Source organism: Paraclostridium sp. (assembly GCF_051657365.1).
In the GTDB taxonomy this organism is placed as follows: Bacteria; Bacillota; Clostridia; order Peptostreptococcales; family Peptostreptococcaceae; genus Paraclostridium.
The window spans coordinates 63,995-81,775 of record NZ_JBOFKN010000157.1; the positions used below are offsets into that span (position 1 = coordinate 63,995).

17 protein-coding genes and 3 tRNA genes are annotated in these 17,781 nt (G+C 29.6%); 1 reads left to right on the plus strand and 19 read right to left on the minus strand.

Features of this window, described 5'->3' with window-relative positions; translation table 11 throughout:
• Positions 1–5: 5 nt before the first annotated feature.
• The 18 genes from truB to ACRCYC_RS11945 form a co-directional block, all read right to left on the minus strand.
• Entirely contained in the window at positions 6–911 is a 906-nt protein-coding gene (gene truB / locus ACRCYC_RS11860) for a tRNA pseudouridine(55) synthase TruB (protein WP_438619351.1), read from the minus strand.
• 11 nt (positions 912–922) lie between these two features.
• On the minus strand, positions 923–1,903 hold the full coding sequence (locus ACRCYC_RS11865; RefSeq protein WP_438619352.1) for a DHH family phosphoesterase: 981 nt from the start codon (positions 1,901–1,903) through the stop codon (positions 923–925).
• A 3-nt stretch (positions 1,904–1,906) separates the two neighbouring features.
• Positions 1,907–2,296, minus strand: coding sequence for a 30S ribosome-binding factor RbfA (gene rbfA / locus ACRCYC_RS11870; RefSeq protein WP_438619353.1), 390 nt, complete (start codon positions 2,294–2,296; stop codon positions 1,907–1,909).
• Positions 2,297–2,317: 21 nt separating this feature from the next.
• Entirely contained in the window at positions 2,318–4,222 is a 1,905-nt protein-coding gene (infB, locus tag ACRCYC_RS11875; RefSeq protein WP_438619367.1) for a translation initiation factor IF-2, read from the minus strand.
• Positions 4,223–4,275: 53 nt separating this feature from the next.
• Positions 4,276–4,599, minus strand: a complete 324-nt coding sequence (locus ACRCYC_RS11880; protein ID WP_438619354.1) for a L7Ae/L30e/S12e/Gadd45 family ribosomal protein — start codon at positions 4,597–4,599, stop codon at positions 4,276–4,278.
• Positions 4,592–4,864: an RNase P modulator RnpM gene (gene rnpM / locus ACRCYC_RS11885; protein ID WP_438619355.1), complete on the minus strand. Its 273-nt coding sequence runs from the start codon at positions 4,862–4,864 to the stop codon at positions 4,592–4,594. The genes ACRCYC_RS11880 and rnpM overlap by 8 nt, the downstream gene beginning before the upstream one ends.
• An 18-nt stretch (positions 4,865–4,882) precedes the next feature.
• Positions 4,883–5,983, minus strand: coding sequence for a transcription termination factor NusA (gene nusA / locus ACRCYC_RS11890; RefSeq protein WP_332661599.1), 1,101 nt, complete (start codon positions 5,981–5,983; stop codon positions 4,883–4,885).
• 28 nt (positions 5,984–6,011) lie between these two features.
• Positions 6,012–6,473, minus strand: coding sequence for a ribosome maturation factor RimP (gene rimP, locus ACRCYC_RS11895; RefSeq protein WP_332661598.1), 462 nt, complete (start codon positions 6,471–6,473; stop codon positions 6,012–6,014).
• A gap of 236 nt (positions 6,474–6,709) precedes the next feature.
• Positions 6,710–6,916: a zinc ribbon domain-containing protein gene (locus ACRCYC_RS11900; protein WP_438619356.1), complete on the minus strand. Its 207-nt coding sequence runs from the start codon at positions 6,914–6,916 to the stop codon at positions 6,710–6,712.
• A 64-nt stretch (positions 6,917–6,980) separates the two neighbouring features.
• The gene (locus tag ACRCYC_RS11905; RefSeq protein ID WP_438619357.1) at positions 6,981–7,940 is read right to left on the minus strand and encodes an alpha/beta hydrolase; all 960 of its coding nucleotides are present in this window, start codon (positions 7,938–7,940) and stop codon (positions 6,981–6,983) included.
• A 107-nt stretch (positions 7,941–8,047) separates the two neighbouring features.
• Entirely contained in the window at positions 8,048–9,295 is a 1,248-nt protein-coding gene (locus ACRCYC_RS11910) for a voltage-gated chloride channel family protein (protein ID WP_438619358.1), read from the minus strand.
• 92 nt (positions 9,296–9,387) lie between these two features.
• Entirely contained in the window at positions 9,388–9,966 is a 579-nt protein-coding gene (locus ACRCYC_RS11915) for a 4Fe-4S binding protein (protein WP_438619359.1), read from the minus strand.
• A gap of 1 nt (position 9,967) precedes the next feature.
• Entirely contained in the window at positions 9,968–10,168 is a 201-nt protein-coding gene (locus ACRCYC_RS11920; RefSeq protein ID WP_438619360.1) for a 4Fe-4S binding protein, read from the minus strand.
• Between the two features lie 144 nt (positions 10,169–10,312).
• Positions 10,313–10,387, minus strand: a tRNA-Thr gene (locus ACRCYC_RS11925).
• 6 nt (positions 10,388–10,393) lie between these two features.
• A tRNA-Asn gene (locus tag ACRCYC_RS11930) sits at positions 10,394–10,469 on the minus strand.
• 8 nt (positions 10,470–10,477) lie between these two features.
• Positions 10,478–10,551, minus strand: a tRNA-Cys gene (locus tag ACRCYC_RS11935).
• A gap of 111 nt (positions 10,552–10,662) precedes the next feature.
• A complete protein-coding gene (locus tag ACRCYC_RS11940; RefSeq protein ID WP_438619361.1) occupies positions 10,663–11,424 on the minus strand; it encodes a lysostaphin resistance A-like protein in 762 nt (253 codons plus the stop codon).
• An 80-nt stretch (positions 11,425–11,504) separates the two neighbouring features.
• The gene (locus tag ACRCYC_RS11945) at positions 11,505–15,809 is read right to left on the minus strand and encodes a PolC-type DNA polymerase III (RefSeq protein WP_438619362.1); all 4,305 of its coding nucleotides are present in this window, start codon (positions 15,807–15,809) and stop codon (positions 11,505–11,507) included.
• Positions 15,810–15,944: 135 nt separating this feature from the next.
• On the opposite strand from ACRCYC_RS11945, the gene ACRCYC_RS11950 reads away from it, so the two are divergent.
• Positions 15,945–16,613 carry a hypothetical protein gene (locus ACRCYC_RS11950; protein ID WP_438619363.1) on the plus strand — a complete coding sequence of 223 codons (669 nt, stop codon included), beginning with the start codon at positions 15,945–15,947 and terminating at the stop codon, positions 16,611–16,613.
• 33 nt (positions 16,614–16,646) lie between these two features.
• Here ACRCYC_RS11950 and ACRCYC_RS11955 read toward each other — a convergent pair.
• A partial coding sequence (locus ACRCYC_RS11955; RefSeq protein ID WP_438619364.1) for an N-acetylglucosaminidase occupies positions 16,647–17,781 on the minus strand: 1,135 nt, incomplete at its 5' end.

Genomic DNA, 17,781 nt, shown 5'->3' on the forward strand with positions numbered 1-17,781 from the left:
ATTTTCTATATAAATAGTTTATCACTTTTTAGACATAATGTCTCTTCAACTTTTAAGAATTTTCCAACACCCAAAAATTTATTTTCACTATACACTCTTACAAACTCATCATTTTCATTAAAGTCGCCTTTTACAAAACCTTTTTTGTATACTATAGCTCCATTAACAAATGACTTTACAGCTAATGGATTTATATGTATGCTGTTGAAATTCGACAATACATAGTCTATATCATATAAATGATCATATAGTTTATTTTCCTTATATAGACTTTCTAATTCTTCTAATGTTATAGCATTATCTATATTAAATTTACCTGAAGATGTTCTAAGCAAGAAAGACATATGCCCTCCACAACCTAGTTCTTTTCCTATATCATAGCATATACTTCTTACATAAGTTCCTTTCGAACACTTAACATAAAACATTATCTTATTATCTTTAAATGAAAGTACATTTAATTCCTTTATATTAACATCTCTGTATTTAAGTGTAATCTCATCAGCTCTTCCAGCTCTGACTAAATCACACATTCTCTTTCCATTCACTTTAAGAGCTGAATACATAGGAGGAAGCTGTTTTATCTCGCCTCTTTGAGTATCAAATGCTTTTTCAAGTTCTTCTTTATTTATATCTCCAACTTCATATCTATCAATTATCTCTCCTGATGAATCATAGGTATCTGTATTTATACCTAATGTTAGTTCACAAATATATGACTTATCCTTATTAAGTATAAGTTCACTAACCTTTGTAGCTTTTCCTATACATATAGGTAGTACCCCTGATGCATCCGGATCAAGGGTACCTGTGTGACCAACTTTTTTTATATTTAATATTTTTCTAACTTTCCCAACAACATCATGAGATGTCATTCCTGTAGGTTTTAATATATTCACTATTTTATTCATATCAATCATCCTTAAATATGTTTTAAAACTTCGTCAATCACCATTGTTTTAACATTTTGTATGTTATCTTTAACTGTACATCCCGAGGCTCTAACATGGCCTCCTCCTCCAAAACTTTGAGCTATAACACTCACATCCACATAATTTTTAGATCTAAAACTCACTTTAACTTCTCCTGGTCTTTTTTCTTTAAATAAAAGACCAACTTCAACTCCATCTATATCTCTAGTATAAGATGTAACTCCATCAGCATCATTGAAAGAAATATCATTTCTATCTAACATGTCTGTGGTTAACATCATGCTAGCTATCTTTCCATCTACTATATCTAATGTGTCTAGAGCTTCGCCTAAAAGTTTATAATAATTATATGTATTGCTTTGGAATATTTTTTGAATTATAATGTCTTTCTTTGCTCCTATGTTCACTAAATCATAGGCCATTAAGTAACTACTTGGATTAGTATTTGAATAAGAAAAATTACCTGTATCTGTTAACAGACCTGTATATAGACAAGTAGCTATAGATTTATCTATTATTTGTTTATCTATAACTTTTGAAAACTCTTTTAATAAGTTATATACTAACTCACAAGTCGATGATTCATTTGGATTTATATAATTTAAATCTCCAAAATTATCATTACTTGCATGGTGGTCTATACATATCAATTTATTAATAGATGTTTTTATATTATCACTGACACATATCCTGTTTTCATCTCCACAATCAAGAGATATTAAGATATATTCATCTAGTTTTACATTCACTTCTTCAGATTTCAATATATTTATGCCTTCTACTAAAAATTTCAAATTAACAGGTATAGTATCATCTAATACATATAATACATTTTTACCTAATTTTTTAAGTGTATAATACATAGATAATGTAGACCCTATATTATCACCATCCGGACTATAATGAGAGGTAACAATAAAATTGTTACCTTCCCTTATAGCTTGTATAATATTTTTAATATTATTTAGCATAAATTATTCTCCTTGAGTATCTTCTTCAGAATCTTTTTGATTCTCTTGATTCTCTTGATTTACTTTTTTAATTAGACTTTCCATATACATTCCTTTTTCTATAGAATCATCTACTTTAAAAATTATTTGTGGAGTATGTCTAAGCTTAACATTTTTTCCAACTTCTTTTCTTATATATCCGCAAGCATTTTTAAGCCCAGCCATGCTTGATTCTTTATTTCCACCTAATATACTTACATATACATAAGCGTAACTTAAATCAGTTGTTACTTCAACATCAGTAACACTAATTAAAGAGTTTATTCTATAATCTTTTATTCCACTTATAAGCATTGTGCTTACAACTTTTCTTATTTCTTCGCCTATTCTTTGCGTTCTGTTATATGATGCCATAATATCGACCTCTTTTACTTACTATTTTAATTTTCTTTCAACTTCTTTAGTTACATAAGCTTCTATTATATCGCCTTCTTTTAAATCATTGAAATTAGTGATTGTTATACCACACTCATATCCATGATTAACTTCTTTAGCGTCATCTTTGAATCTCTTTAATGCAGCTATTTCACCTTCATGGATTATAAATCCATCTCTAACTATTCTTACTTTACCATTTCTAAATATCTTACCGCTTAATACGTAACATCCAGCTACAGTACCTATACCTGATATTTTAAATGTTTCTCTTACTTCTGCTTTACCTGTATCTTCGTCCATATATTCAGGATCTAACATACCTGTCATAGCAGCTTGTACATCTTCTATAGCTTTGTATATTATTGTATAAGTTCTTATATCAACTTCTTCTTTTTTAGCCATTACTTCAGCAGTAGCAACTGGTCTTACATTAAATCCTATTATTATAGCATTAGATGCTCTAGCTAACATAACATCAGACTCAGTTACAGCTCCAACCCCACCATGTATAACTCTAACAGCAACTTCTTCATTTGATAATTTTTCTAATGATTGCTTAACTGCTTGAACAGAACCTTGAACATCAGCTTTAACAACTAAGTTTAGTTCTTTAACTTCAGCATCAGACATTTGACTGAAGAATTCATCAAGAGTTACTCTTTGGTTTGATTTTAGCATTTCTTCTCTAGCCATGTGTTGTCTCTTCTCACCTACACTTCTAGCTATCTTATCAGTAGCAACTGCTACAAATTGATCTCCACCTTGTGGAACTTCTGATAATCCTAATATTTCTACAGCTGTAGATGGTCCCGCAGTTTTAACTCTTCTACCTTTGTCATTTATCATAGCTCTAACTTTACCACAAGCAGTACCTGCAACTACAGGATCTCCTACTTTTAAAGTTCCACCTTGAACAAGTATAGTAGCAACTGGTCCTCTTCCTTTATCAAGTTGAGCTTCTATTACAGTACCTACAGCTCTCTTATTTGGATTAGCTTTTAACTCTTCTACTTCTGCAACTAATAATATCATTTCAAGTAATGTATCTATATTAGTATTTTGTCTAGCTGATACTGGAACTGATATTATATCTCCACCCCAGTCTTCAACAAGTAAACCTTGGTCTGCTAATTCTTGTTTAACTCTATCTATATTAGCTCCTGGCTTATCTATTTTGTTTATAGCAACTATTATTGGAACCTCTGCAGCTTTTGCATGGTTTATAGCTTCTACAGTTTGTGGCATTATACCATCATCAGCTGCAACAACTAATATAGCCATATCAGTTACTTGCGCTCCTCTAGCTCTCATAGATGTGAAAGCCTCATGTCCTGGTGTATCTAAGAATACTATTTTTTCTCCGTTTATAGTAACTTCTGATGCACCTATATGCTGAGTTATTCCTCCAGCTTCATTTGTAGTTACACTTGTTGATCTTATAGCATCTAATAAAGATGTTTTACCATGGTCAACGTGTCCCATAACTGTAACTATAGGAGATCTTTTTACTAAATCTTCTTCTTTATCTTCTTCTATTTCCATTAATGCATCTATTTCAGCTGCTTCTTTTTCTGATGCATCTCCTTCTATAAGTTCAAACCCATAATCTTTAGCTACTAATGAAGCTATTTCAAAGTTTAACTCTTGGTTTATTGTTGCCATAGTTCCCATTTTCATAAGTTTCATTATTATTTCTGTAGCAGGTTTTTCTAAACTATTAGCTAATTCTTGAACATTTAATTTACCTTCAACCGTTACTGTTGGAAGCCCACTTCCTGCTGCAACTTCATCACCTAATAATTCCATAGCCGTTTGTGCATCATCTTGACTTAATTCGTCGTTTTTATCATTTACGTTTATATCTAATTCTCCTAGTTTAGCGATAAGTTCTTCACTAGTCATTCCTAAGTTTTCTGCTAATTGGTATACTCTTGTTGACACAAGACCACCCCCTATTATATTTTTGTATTCTCAATAAGATCTAAAATCTTATTTGCAAAGCTTGCGTCTTTAATTCCCATAACTGCTCTAGGTGCTTTTCCTATAGCCAATCCTAGTTGAAGTTTTGTTGAATATGTAACACAATTTATATTTCTATAAGATGTTTTATCTTTAAATAACTTTTTAGTGTTATTTGAAGCATCATCTGCTACTATAACTAATTTTACCCTATTTTTCTTAACATCAAGCATAGTAGAATCCTCACCTGACACTAATTTTCCTGCACGCTGAGCGAGACCTAAGAAAGAGTATATTTTTGCTTCATTGACATTATTCATCGTCACCTATCTCCTTCATTAATACCTCATATACTTCATCTGGAACTTCTATTTTAAAAGCTCTATTTAAAGCTTTACTCTTAATAGCTTTTTTTAGGCACTCTTTAGAATTACAAAGGTATGCACCTCTACCATTCGCTCTTCCTGTTTTATCTAAAAATATTTGTCCATCTTTGTTTTTAACAATTCTTATTAATTCTTTTTTATTGTCTCTATCTTGACAAGCTATACACTTTCTTTGAGGAACTTTCTTTACCTTTTGCAAATGTATCACTCCTTACAATTAAGCATCTAAATCTTCTTGATTGTTTGATTCTTCAACTGTGTCTACTTCTTGAGCTTCTTTAACTGCTTGACTTTCACTTTTTATATCTATTCTCCAGTTAGTAAGCTTAGCTGCAAGTCTTGCATTTTGTCCTTCTTTACCTATTGCAAGTGATAATTGATAATCTGGAACTATAACTAAAGCGCTCTTTTCATCTTCATTTACATCTACAGATACAACTTTTGATGGACTAAGTGCTGCTGATATAAATTCAACTGGATTTTCACTGTATTTTATTATATCTATTTTTTCATCACCTAATTCATCAACTATGTTTTTAACTCTTGATCCCTTAGGTCCAACACAAGCTCCAATTGGGTCTATGCTTTGATCTGCAGAATAAACTGCCATTTTTGTTCTTGATCCAGCTTCTCTAGCAATACTCTTAACTTGAACAGTACCTTCAAATATTTCAGGAACTTCCATTTCAAATAATCTCTTTACTAAACCTGGATGACTTCTTGATACAGATATTTGAGGTCCTTTATTTGTTTTCTTTACTTCTAATATATATACCTTTATTTGTTGTCCAGCTTGGTAAAATTCTCCCGGTATTTGCTCAGTTTGAGTCATTATAGCTTCTATTCTTCCAAGATTTACATGAACTATATTTTTATTTACTCTAGCAACTTCTCCAGTTACTATTTCATCTTGCTTATCTATAAATTCATTATATACTATATCTCTTTCAGCTTCTCTTATTCTTTGAACAACCACTTGCTTAGCAGTTTGAGCTGCTATTCTTCCGAAATCAGTAGTAGTTATTTCATCTTCTATTATATCACCAATTTCATAGTTAGGGCTTATTTGTCTAGCCTCATCTATTTCTATCTCTAAGAATGTATCATATATATCTTCTGAGTCAACAACTATTCTTTGAGAGTATACTTTTACATCCCCTTTGTCTCTGTCGAAAAACACTCTAACATTTTGAGCAGATCCAAAGTTTTTCTTATAAGCTGTTAATAATGCTTGTTCTATAGTATCTATAAGTATTTCTTTGTCTATTCCTCTATCTTTTTCTAATTCTTCTAATGCTTCCATAAACTCGTGGTTCATTTTTTTGTCCTCCTCTATTAAGTTTTAATTAAAATTTTATAGCAAGTCTTATAAGTGCTATGTCTTTTTTGTCAAATTCCATTTCTTCACCATCAACTATTAGTTTAACTATTTTATTGTCAACTAATTCAACCAGTTCAGCTTCAAAATGTTTTAATTTATTTATAGGTTTATATAATTTAACTTCTACATCTCTTCCTGCATATCTCACGAAATCTTTTTCTTTTTTTAGTGGTCTATCAAGCCCTGGTGAAGATACCTCTAAGAAATAGTTTTCTTTAATTGGGTCTTTTTCATCTAATATTGGGTTTAGTGCTCTTGTTACAACTTCACAGTCGTTTAAAGATACTCCACCATCTTTATCTATAAATATTCTTAAGTAATATTCGCCTGCTTCTTTAACATATTCAACATCAACTATCTCTATGTTATTCTCATTAGTTATTGGAAGTACCAATTCTTCTATTAATGCTTCTGTACTTTTTTTCATTTGATTTACCTCCTATTCAGTTGTTATTTTATAGCACGTATGGTTGCTATAATAAAAGAGTGAGAACTTTTCGTCTCACTCTTAGTTTTTACAATGTATACTATTTTATATACTATAATATCACACATTGTTTTTATTTGCAAATTTTCTAGTATTATTCAATAGTTAAGCCCAAATTAACTAAAAAAACAAAGAGCTATTCCATTTATTAAATAGCTCTTTGCTTTTCAATTTTATTAACTTATTATAAAGTCAAATATATCATCAATTTGACTAGTTGGCACTTTATAAAATTCAGTATATTTACATTTTTTGCAAGTCACAGCTGTAAACTTTCTATTTTGAACATCAAATATTTTAGAAAGCCCACTTCCAGTTGCACATATTTCATCTGTTTCATATTCAGTATTACCACACTTTAGACATATATATCCTTTTTTCATTTAAATCCCCCCTTTATATAATTATATAATATATAAAGGGGGGATTTAAATTAATTTTATTATTTTACAAATTATATTTTTTAACTACTTTATCATTTATAAACTTATATATTCTATCAAAATATTCTTTACCTAAAATATCATATCCATTAACATGTTGCACTCCATCTATAAGCCATAATTCTTTCTTATCATGAGGTATATTATTATAAATTATTTCACTCCCTATTGGAGAACATACTTTATCTTCTTTTCCATGTATTAAAAACATAGGTGTAGTTATATTTCGAACTGATTTATATGGCTTCACATCCTCATAACTAAATCCTGATTTAATCTGAGTGTATAAATCGCCCATAGCTCTAGCATACCCTATAGGTAGCATTGGTATATTCTCAGCTTCTATACCTAACCTTATAGCATCTGACATTTCATGATATGGTGAATCAGCTATATAAAAATCTACATACTTATTTTTTTCATTTATCTCAGAGTGCATAACTACCGTAGCTGCTCCCATTGAATGACCATGTGCTCCTAATAATCCATTTGGATATTTTTCATGAACAAATTTAGCTACATTCTCTAAATCATACTTTTCTCTAAGACCGAATGTATAATCGTCTCCACCCGTATGACCTGTATGTCTTTGATTATATAACATTACGTTATATCCATGTTCTAAATACTCATATGCTTTTTCCAAATACTCATAATAGTTACTTTCTATTCCATGAACTAATACAATAGAATTATTAGTCTTTTTATTAGACTTTATAAACTTCCCTTCAATCTTATATCCATTTTCTGGAGAATTTATAAGTACATCTTCGTATTTATATTTTTTAAGTTTATCTAACGGTTTATTTTTTCTATGAGAAAATACTTCTACTATATCCTCATTTTTTATTTTTTGCTCAGAACCTACAGATCCATCATAAACCAAGTATCCAACTACACACGATACTATTAAAAATATTACTACTGAAATTAATGATATTATTATAATTGCTTTTTTCTTCATCTAGTCCCCCTAATTTTATTACTTAGTACTAATACTTAGTATACAATTAAAAAATCTTTTTTTCTAGTTATTTTCATAAAAAAAAGATTAGCAAAAGCTAATCTTATCTAATCTCTTTCTAGCAAACTACTATCTTGCGATGTATATATTCCACTTTTTCCTGCAAATACATAACTTATTACACAAGCAATAAATATGTACCCAATATTTGATGATCCAAATAATTCTATTCCCATTACAAAAGATGCAATCGGAGTTTTAGTAGCCCCTGCAAATACAGCTATCATTCCAATACCTGCCAAGAAAGATATTGGCAGACCTATAATTCCAGCTAATAAGTTTCCTAAGGTTGCTCCAATTACAAACAACGGAGTAACTTCACCCCCTTGAAATCCTACAGCTAATGTAAGTGATGTTAATAATAATTTCATAATAAATGCCTCTTTAGGTACTGGTCCATTAAATGCATCACTTAACAAATTCAAACTTAATCCAAGATATATTCTAGTGCCAATTATCATTACTATAGCAATAATTATAATACCACCTACAAAACTTTTTAAAGATGTATTAGGTATTTTTCTTGAAAAGTACTTTTTCAAGCTATGCGTAAGTTCTGCAAAAAGCTTACTTGTAAGACCAAATAAAATCGCACACAATATAACTTTTAAAAATACATCTACTCCACCTATAGGTGTTCCCATATTGTAATGACTATGTTGAACTTTAAATAACTCCGCTACAAAATTACCTATATAACTAGCCAAAAAGCAAGGAATTATAGCTTCATACCTCATTTTTCCAACAGTACTAACTTCAAGTCCGAATATAGTTCCAGCTATAGGAGTTCCAAAAACAACTCCAAATCCACTACTAACCCCACTTATTATTAGTATTGTATAGTCCATACCTTTTAATTTTAACATACTACCAATTTTAGAAGATATACTAGCACCAATCTGAACTCCCGTACCCTCTCGACCTGCTGACCCACCAAATAAGTGAGTTATAAATGTTCCAAAAAACACTAAAGGCGCCATTCTAAATGGAATATGCCCTTCACCTTCATTAATTCTTTCTATTATTAAGTTATTTCCTTTTGCTGAATCTTTTCCATACCTAGAGTATAAATAACTTACAAGAGCTCCACCTAATGGCAATAAAAATAATAGCCATGGATTTGCTTCTCTTGTACTAGTCGCCCATTGCAAACTTTTTAGAAAAAAAGATATAACAATCCCTACTACTACACCTGATATAGAAGCAAATAATAGCCATCTTAAAAATACCTTAGATATAAATGCACTTTCTTTTATATGTACTTTTAACTCATTCAACGTTGTCACCTCATTCATATTTTGTCCTCTTATACGTTCATATACTCACCATCTTACTACTCTTATTTTTAAAATTCAAGTATTTCATCATAACCTACCAATTGAAATCTTTATTCTCTATATTTAACTTTAGAAATCATCTGTGTCATCGTACCCATAGGACAGTAAACACACCATGACCTCGGCTTGTATACAAGCATCGTTATAATCCCTAATATAGTTGACGTTATCATAATACTAAAAAATCCAAATGCAAACTGTGATATCCAAGGAGTAACTTTGATCAATTCATTATAATTCCAAGGCATTTTAAATGTCCAAAGTATCGTTAAAACTTCTTTTAAATCATTAGTTCCTTTAAATACTAAATACGTATTTAATACCATATTAAGAAACATAGTTAAGAAAAATATTAAAAATCCATATCTAAATGTTTTACTTTTTAAAAATTTTGGCATGTCTTTATATCTAGATAGCTTCATTTTATTCCCCATTAAATCTAATAATTGACCTCTTCCACAATAGTTATTACAGTAAGTTTTACCTCCCCCACTCATAGATATAATTAGTGGAACTAAGAAACAAATCATTCCTAGCCATGCAAATAATATATTAAACATTCCTAAAAATAAATACATTGCACTTAATATCCACATATAATCTTTAATTTTTTTTATATTTTTTTTCATATTAATCACCTACCTCTATTTTTTTTATCTCTATAACTGATGCAGGACAGGAATTAGCACATCTTCCACACCCAACACACTTTTCTTCATTTATTTTTGCGAAAACACCCTGTTCTATATGTATAATTTCAAGAGGACATACTTTAACACAACTTCCACAAGCTACACAATATTCTTTATCTATGATTGCTTTCTTTTTCATTTTTTTCATTTAATCACTCCTGTTTTTTAATATATGTATATTATAATTATTATGCGTTTTTATTTCTGTGATAATATCACATATTCTAATACAATTTTTTTATACATAAAAAAAGTAGACTACTTTCAATAGTCTACTTTTTATTGGAGCTAGTGATAGGAATCGAACCTACAACCTGCTGATTACAAGTCAGCTGCTCTACCGTTGAGCCACACTAGCATAAATTGGCGGGAATAACAGGACTCGAACCTGTGACCCATTGATTAACAGTCAATTGCTCTACCAACTGAGCCATATTCCCATATATATTGGAGGCGACACCCAGATTCGAACTGGGGATCAAGGAGTTGCAGTCCACTGCCTTACCACTTGGCTATGTCGCCTTATACTTACTCTATAATTATATTATTTTTTTAGCATTTTGTTAAGTATTTTTTTAAATTTTTCAATATTTTTCATCGACATTTTTTTCTTCTATTAATAATAATTTTAATTTAAAGTTTTAAGTTAATTTTAATATGTCCAATCCCCCTATTAATTAAATAACTACCTACTATCAAGTATACTATATTTAAAACTATCCCTTCTGGAATCGGCATTATAACTAAAAAATTATTTATAAAATGTCCAATTATACATAACTTGATAGATTTTGTATAGTAATATATTAACCCTAATATAATTGCACCCCCAAATGCAGTTATACCTTGAACTAAATTAAAATGCATAAAAGCAAATATAGCAGATGAATATATAATTGCTTTTAAATGTCTCTTTTCATATTTATTCAATAACCATTTTAATAAAACTCCTCTGAATAATAACTCTTCTACTATAGGCCCTATTATAACTATCTGTGTGAATATAATTAAAATTCCTAAAAAACCACCTTCACTTAAATACCTAGTTATAAACGAACTTTCAAATTTATTTATTGTACTTATATGAGCACATAAATTCAAAATATTAATAAATACACATTTCATTAGTATATAACCTATAATCATATAAATCGAATTTATTAGATAGTATTTTTTAGAATACACTTTATCATCTAAAGTTTTAACTAAAGTTATTTTATTTGAAATTGATATGCAAAAAACAATAAGAACTATATCAAACAAAACTAATATTATACCTATCCCATATAACGAAGTTTTTTTATTACTTATAATAAATACTAAGGAAACCATAATCATAATTACAATACCAATAGTAACTAAAATATTTTTATTAAACTTTAATTTTGAGCCCATAATATCAAATTCCCCCTATGTCGTTATGCCAAGCTTATATTTTAAGAAAATGAAAGCTTGGCAATTTTTATAATTAAAATCTAAAATAAAGATAATTGATTTTCATCACTCATATTCTCAAGTGATCCATGATTTGTAAGAGTTTCTATTACAGTTTTAGAAATTTTAGTTCTTTTTCTTAAATCTTCTTTAGAAATAAACTCACCCTTTTCTCTTTCTTTTTGTATATTTATAGCTGCATTTTCTCCTACCCCTTGTAGTGCTATCATAGGCGGAAGCAATACTTTTTCTCCTACAACTTGGAATTTTTTTGCATCTGATTGATATATATCAACAGGAAGTATTTTTATATCTCTAGCATACATTTCCAGTGCAACTTCCAAAACAGTTAACATATTTTTTTCTTTAGTAGTTGCTTCATTTCCTAACTCTTCAATTTCTTTTATTTTAGATTTTATTGAAGGTAATCCATTTACAATTAAGTCAGCATCAAAATCTTCTGCTTTAGTTGTAAAATACGTTGCATAAAAAGCCTCTGGGTAATGAACTTTACAGTATGCAAGTCTAAAAGACATCATTACATATGCAACCGCATGAGCTTTAGGGAACATGTACTTAATTTGCTGACATGACCATATATACCATTCTGGAACGTCATTTGCTTCCATTTCTGATATATGTTCAGGCTTTAATCCTTTTCCTTTTCTAACACTCTCCATTATAGTAAAGGCCATTTTTGGTGGTAACCCTTTAAATATAAGGTAGTTCATAATATCATCTCTAGTCGATATAACATCTTTTAATCCAACTATTTCTTTTTGAACTAATTCTTGAGCATTATTTAACCAAACATCCGTACCATGAGAAAGCCCAGATATACGAACAAGTTCTGCAAATGTTGTTGGCTTTGTATCAAGTAACATTTGTCTAACGAATTTAGTTCCAAACTCAGGTATAGCAAGTGATCCTATAGGACAATTTATTTCTTCCGGTGTAACTCCTAATGCATCTGTAGATGTAAATAACGACATAGTTTCCTTATCATCTAAAGGTATAGTCGTTGCATCTATCCCCGTTATATCTTCAAGCATCCTTATAATGGTCGGTACGTCGTGCCCAAGTATATCAAGTTTAAGTATTCTACCACTTATTGAATGGTAATCAAAGTGTGTTGTTATAACTCCACAAGAAGTGTCATTTGCCGGATACTGTATAGGTGTAAAATCATAAACATCTTTATAATGTGGTACAACCATGACCCCACCTGGATGCTGACCTGATGTTCTTTTTACTCCTGTACATCCATTTGCTAATCTTAATGCCTCTGAAGATGTAGTATTTATATTGTTTTCTTCTATATATTTTTTAGCATATCCAAATGCAGTTTTTTCTGCAACAGTCCCTATTGTTCCAGCTCTATATACATAACCTTCTCCGAATAATTCTTCAGTATACTTATGTATAATAGGCTGGTATTCACCTGAGAAGTTAAGATCTATATCTGGTTCTTTATCTCCTTCAAATCCTAGGAAAACCTCAAATGGTATATCGTGACCATCTTTTTTCAATCTTCTACCACACTTTGGACAGTCCTTATCTGGTAAATCTGCACCAGATCCCCATTCTCCAATTTCATAGAAGAATGAATATTTACACTCTTCATTTTCACATATATAATGTGCAGGTAGTGGATTAACCTCGGTTATATCACTCATAGTAGCTGCAAATGATGATCCAACAGACCCTCTTGATCCAACTAAATATCCATCTCTTAGTGATTTTGTAACTAGCTTTTGAGATATTATATACATAACTGCATATCCATTCCCTATTATTGAGTTCAATTCTCTATCAAGTCTAGCTTCAACAACCTCAGGCATAGGATCTCCATAAATTCGCTTTGCCTTTTCATAACACATCTCCCTTAATTCTACATCTGATCCTTCTATTACAGGTGGATAAGTATCATCTGGTATAGGCTTTATAACTTCAACCATGTCAGCTATTTTATTTGGATTTGCAACTACCACTTCATATGCTTGTACTGGATCTAAATAACTAAATTCATCTAACATTTCATTGGTAGTTCTAAAGTGAAGATAAGTTTCCTCTTCATCCATTTTAAATCCTTGAGAATTTTTAAGAACTTTTCTAAGTACAGCTTCATGTTTATCTAAGAAATGAACATCTCCAGTTGCTACCGGTATTTTATTAAATTTTATAGCTACATCTATTAATTTTTTATTTAAATCTCTTAGTTCTTCTTCATCTTTAACTTCACCTTTTTCAATCATAAATTTATTATTATCAATAGGCATAACTTCTATATAATCATATAAATCTATAATTTTCTCCATTTCATCATCTGGTAAGTTCTTCTTTACAGCATTAAAAACTTGTCCAGCCTCACAAGCTGATCCAATTATTAAACCTTCTCTATATTTTTCAAGTACACTTCTTAGTATTCTAGGTGCTCTATAAAAATGATTTACATGGGCATCTGAAACTATTTTATATAAATTTTTAAGTCCTGTATAATCTTTTGCAAGTAATGTTATGTGATTCGTAGCTATTTTAGTGTAATCTAGTCCACCTAATTTTTCATTAACATCACTTAATATTTCTACATCTTGTTTTTGTAGCATCTCTAAAAATTTTAAAAATATACGAGCTGTAGCTTCTGCATCATCTACTGCTCTATGATGATTTAAAAGAGGTATTCCTAAATTTTTAGCTATTACATTCAATCTATGTCTTTTCAAGTGCGGCAATAACACTCTAGCTAAAGTTAAGGTGTCTACACTTTTATTTTTAAATTCTAAACCTTGTTCTCTACTTTTTTGAGATATAAATCCCATATCAAAGTCTGCATTATGAGCAACTAATACACTATCTCCTGCAAACTCTAAAAACTTAGGTAATATTTGTTCGATAGTAGGTTTGTCCGAAACCATATCATTTGTTATGCCTGTTAATTCTTGAATTTTATAGGATATATCAGCTTCTGGATTAACAAGTTCACTAAATCTATCTACAACTTTGAAATTTTCTATTTTGACAGCACCTATTTCTGTTATCTTATCATTGGTATTTGAAAAACCTGTTGTCTCTATATCAAATACAACAAAACTTTGAGATAACTCTTTATCATTAGGATCTTTTATTATAGGAATTTCATCTTCTGCTAGATACCCTTCTACCCCATATATAACTTTTATGCCGTGTTTCTTTGCTGCATCCATAGCTTCTGGAAATGCTTGTACCACTCCATGGTCTGTTATAGCTATAGCTGGATGGCCCCATTTAGCCGCTCTTTCAACTAGGTTTTTCGTTGAACATATTGCATCCATAGAAGACATTTGTGTATGTGCATGAAGTTCTACTCTTTTTACATCCGAAGTATCTAATCTCTCTTGTTTTGTTTCTTGTTTTATACCACTTATAGTCATAGTAAGCTCTCTTTGATAGTTATCATAAAGTGCATCTCCTTTTATTTTTAAGTATGCACCTTTAGTTACCGCATCAATAACTTTATCTTTATTCATATCATTTAAGAATAACTTACAACTCACCGAACTTGTATAATCTGTTACCGCTGCAATTAAAAGAACTTTTCCATTTCTAAGTTCCTTTAATTCAACATCAAATACTTCACCTACTATGCATACAGTACCTGAATTTTGATTTAATCTATTTATTTTTTCAACCGGAGCATTTACATTTTCTCCATATATATATTCTTCTTTAACAACTATTTCTATAGCCTTATTTCCATCAGGTTCATTTTCATCTGATTCTAATAATGCAGTTTCTGCAATTCTTTCTTTTACCATCTCTTCTACTAAATTATCATTTTTTTCAATCAGTCGTTCTACATCAGGCCCTTTATTTACAGATTTTTCAAATACTATTTCAATATCTAATCCAGCCTCTTCACTTAATACATTTTTTAGTACCTGTATAGCATTTTGTTTCACTAACCTTCTATAAAAAAGATCTGATGGTAATTTTATTTTTAAAGTATCATCAATACACATATATTCAATATTTTTTATCCACCCATTTAATGATGGACATAATGTTTTTAATATATATATTATATTAACCCAATACTTTTTTATAATATCTTTCGTTTTTTGTTTTTCTAATTTAATATATCTTATTTTAATTTTTACATCATTAAAATAATCTAGCTTTTCCTTTAACTCCATTCTTAGTAAATTTATATAATCATAACTTATTATAGTTTTAGAACTTAAATATATATATATTAACTTTTCCTCTTTAAAATAAGTTACTTTTGTTATATTTACCTCTGCTAATTGTTTATTTAAAATATTATTATTTATCTCTAACTTTTCTAAATAGTCTTTAACACTTTCCATAAGAAGTTACCTCCTCTCTATCAGATTATTATATCATATATATACTATTTTTTTATTAGGATTAGCTACAAACTATATATTTTTTAATAATATACTAATAGATAAATTATAGGTCATAATCTAGGTGGTGATTTTATGAATAATTACGATAATAACTTAATTAATAAAATTTTAATTTCCTATAAAGATCTAGGTGAGAAGAAAATAATGAAACAACTAATACATGACATCGAAATTGATAAAAAATTATATATGTTTTATTTCAAGAGAAAGTTTGTACCTATATGTACACTTCCTAAGCTAAGAATTATATTTGTATCTAAACATGGATTTATATCTTTTTGTTATAACTTTTTTTCTTTCTTACATTCTAAAAATGTCTTTATTAATGTATCATGTAAGAACTTATTATCTATAGCTAAATTTATTTTATATCACGAAGTTGGTCATATATTAGATAAAAGCATAAAAGAAAATAAGTCAGAACATAGCCAATTAGTTAAAATATTTATAAACAAATTAATAGAATACGATATCGATATTGATATTGATAATCTTCATAAAAAAAACTTACCTCCTGATATTGAAGAATGTGTTATAAATCTCAAAAAAAACTTAATTAGTAGAGAATCTACAGCCTGGAAAATTGCATATGACATGATTAATTTTGAAGATAAAAATGAAGAACTTATATTTAATAATATGAGAGAGTATGCCTTAGCAACTTATAATTTTGGTAATATAAAAAATATTATTAATGAAAATAACATAGATGTATTTCTAAAATATAAAAAAGCAATATAAAAAAAATGAGGATTAAATAATCCTCATTTCTTACTATCTATGTACAGGTACCTCATATGTTAAGTTACTATTAGTATCATACATTCCTACTAATTTGCTCATTATACCAGATATTGCATTTGCCCAATTTACATCTGTAGCATATTGGTGATGTAAATGTTCATAACTCCATCTCATTTTGTATAGTGTATTTTGTTGATATCCTCCATTATGTATATAACTTGAGGCTATCCATTTAGCAGATCCTTCTATAGTTTTTTCAACACTTGTCCATCCATTTTTATATGCAGCTTCTGCTCCAGATAAATTTGCAGTACCATCAAATGCTCCTATACCAAAGAAATTATAAACCTTAACTGGTTGCGGTAGAGGCTGTCCTTTATATGATGTTAATACTTGACCTTGTGCAAGTGTAGATCTACCATATCCTGTTTCTAACATAGAGTGAGCTACCAAGTACACTAAATCTATATTATATTTTTGAGCTGCATTTATAAATGCTTGTCCTTGATTATAAAATACATTAGTTCCGCTTGATGCAGGTGATAAGTTATTTAAATATCCATTTAATTCACTTGCACTTATTCCGCCTTTATAAGTATCTAAACGTAAAAATTGCAGCATTCCACTTTTAGTATCCTTAAAATTATTCGGATTTATATAATGCTCTACATCAGATCTGCTTGCTGGTACAAATCCACGTGATGCTATCATATTTCCATTTCCTTTTGATACTTGTTTATTAACATGTTCTTGTAATGAATAACTTACGTTCTTATAGTTAACAGTTGCACCATCTACTATCTCTGAACTATCTCCACCTGTTCCACCACCTGAATCTCCACTATAATCTTTTAAGTATGTGCTTGATACATATCCATCAGTTCCATTGTATTTAATTTTCGACCATCCATTATTTTCTGATGTTACTTCTACTACTTGATTTTGTTTCAAACTTCCTATTACTCCATTGCTAGTAGATGGTCCACTTCTTACGTTTAGTGATGTTGCTGTTACTACCTTTTTATTTGTTGGGTCTGGTGTTACAGATCCTCCTCCATCAGTATCTTTTAAATATGTACTTGATACGTATCCTTCTTTTCCGTTATATTTTACTTTTGACCATCCATTACTTTCTGATATTACTTCTACTTTTTCATTAAGTTTT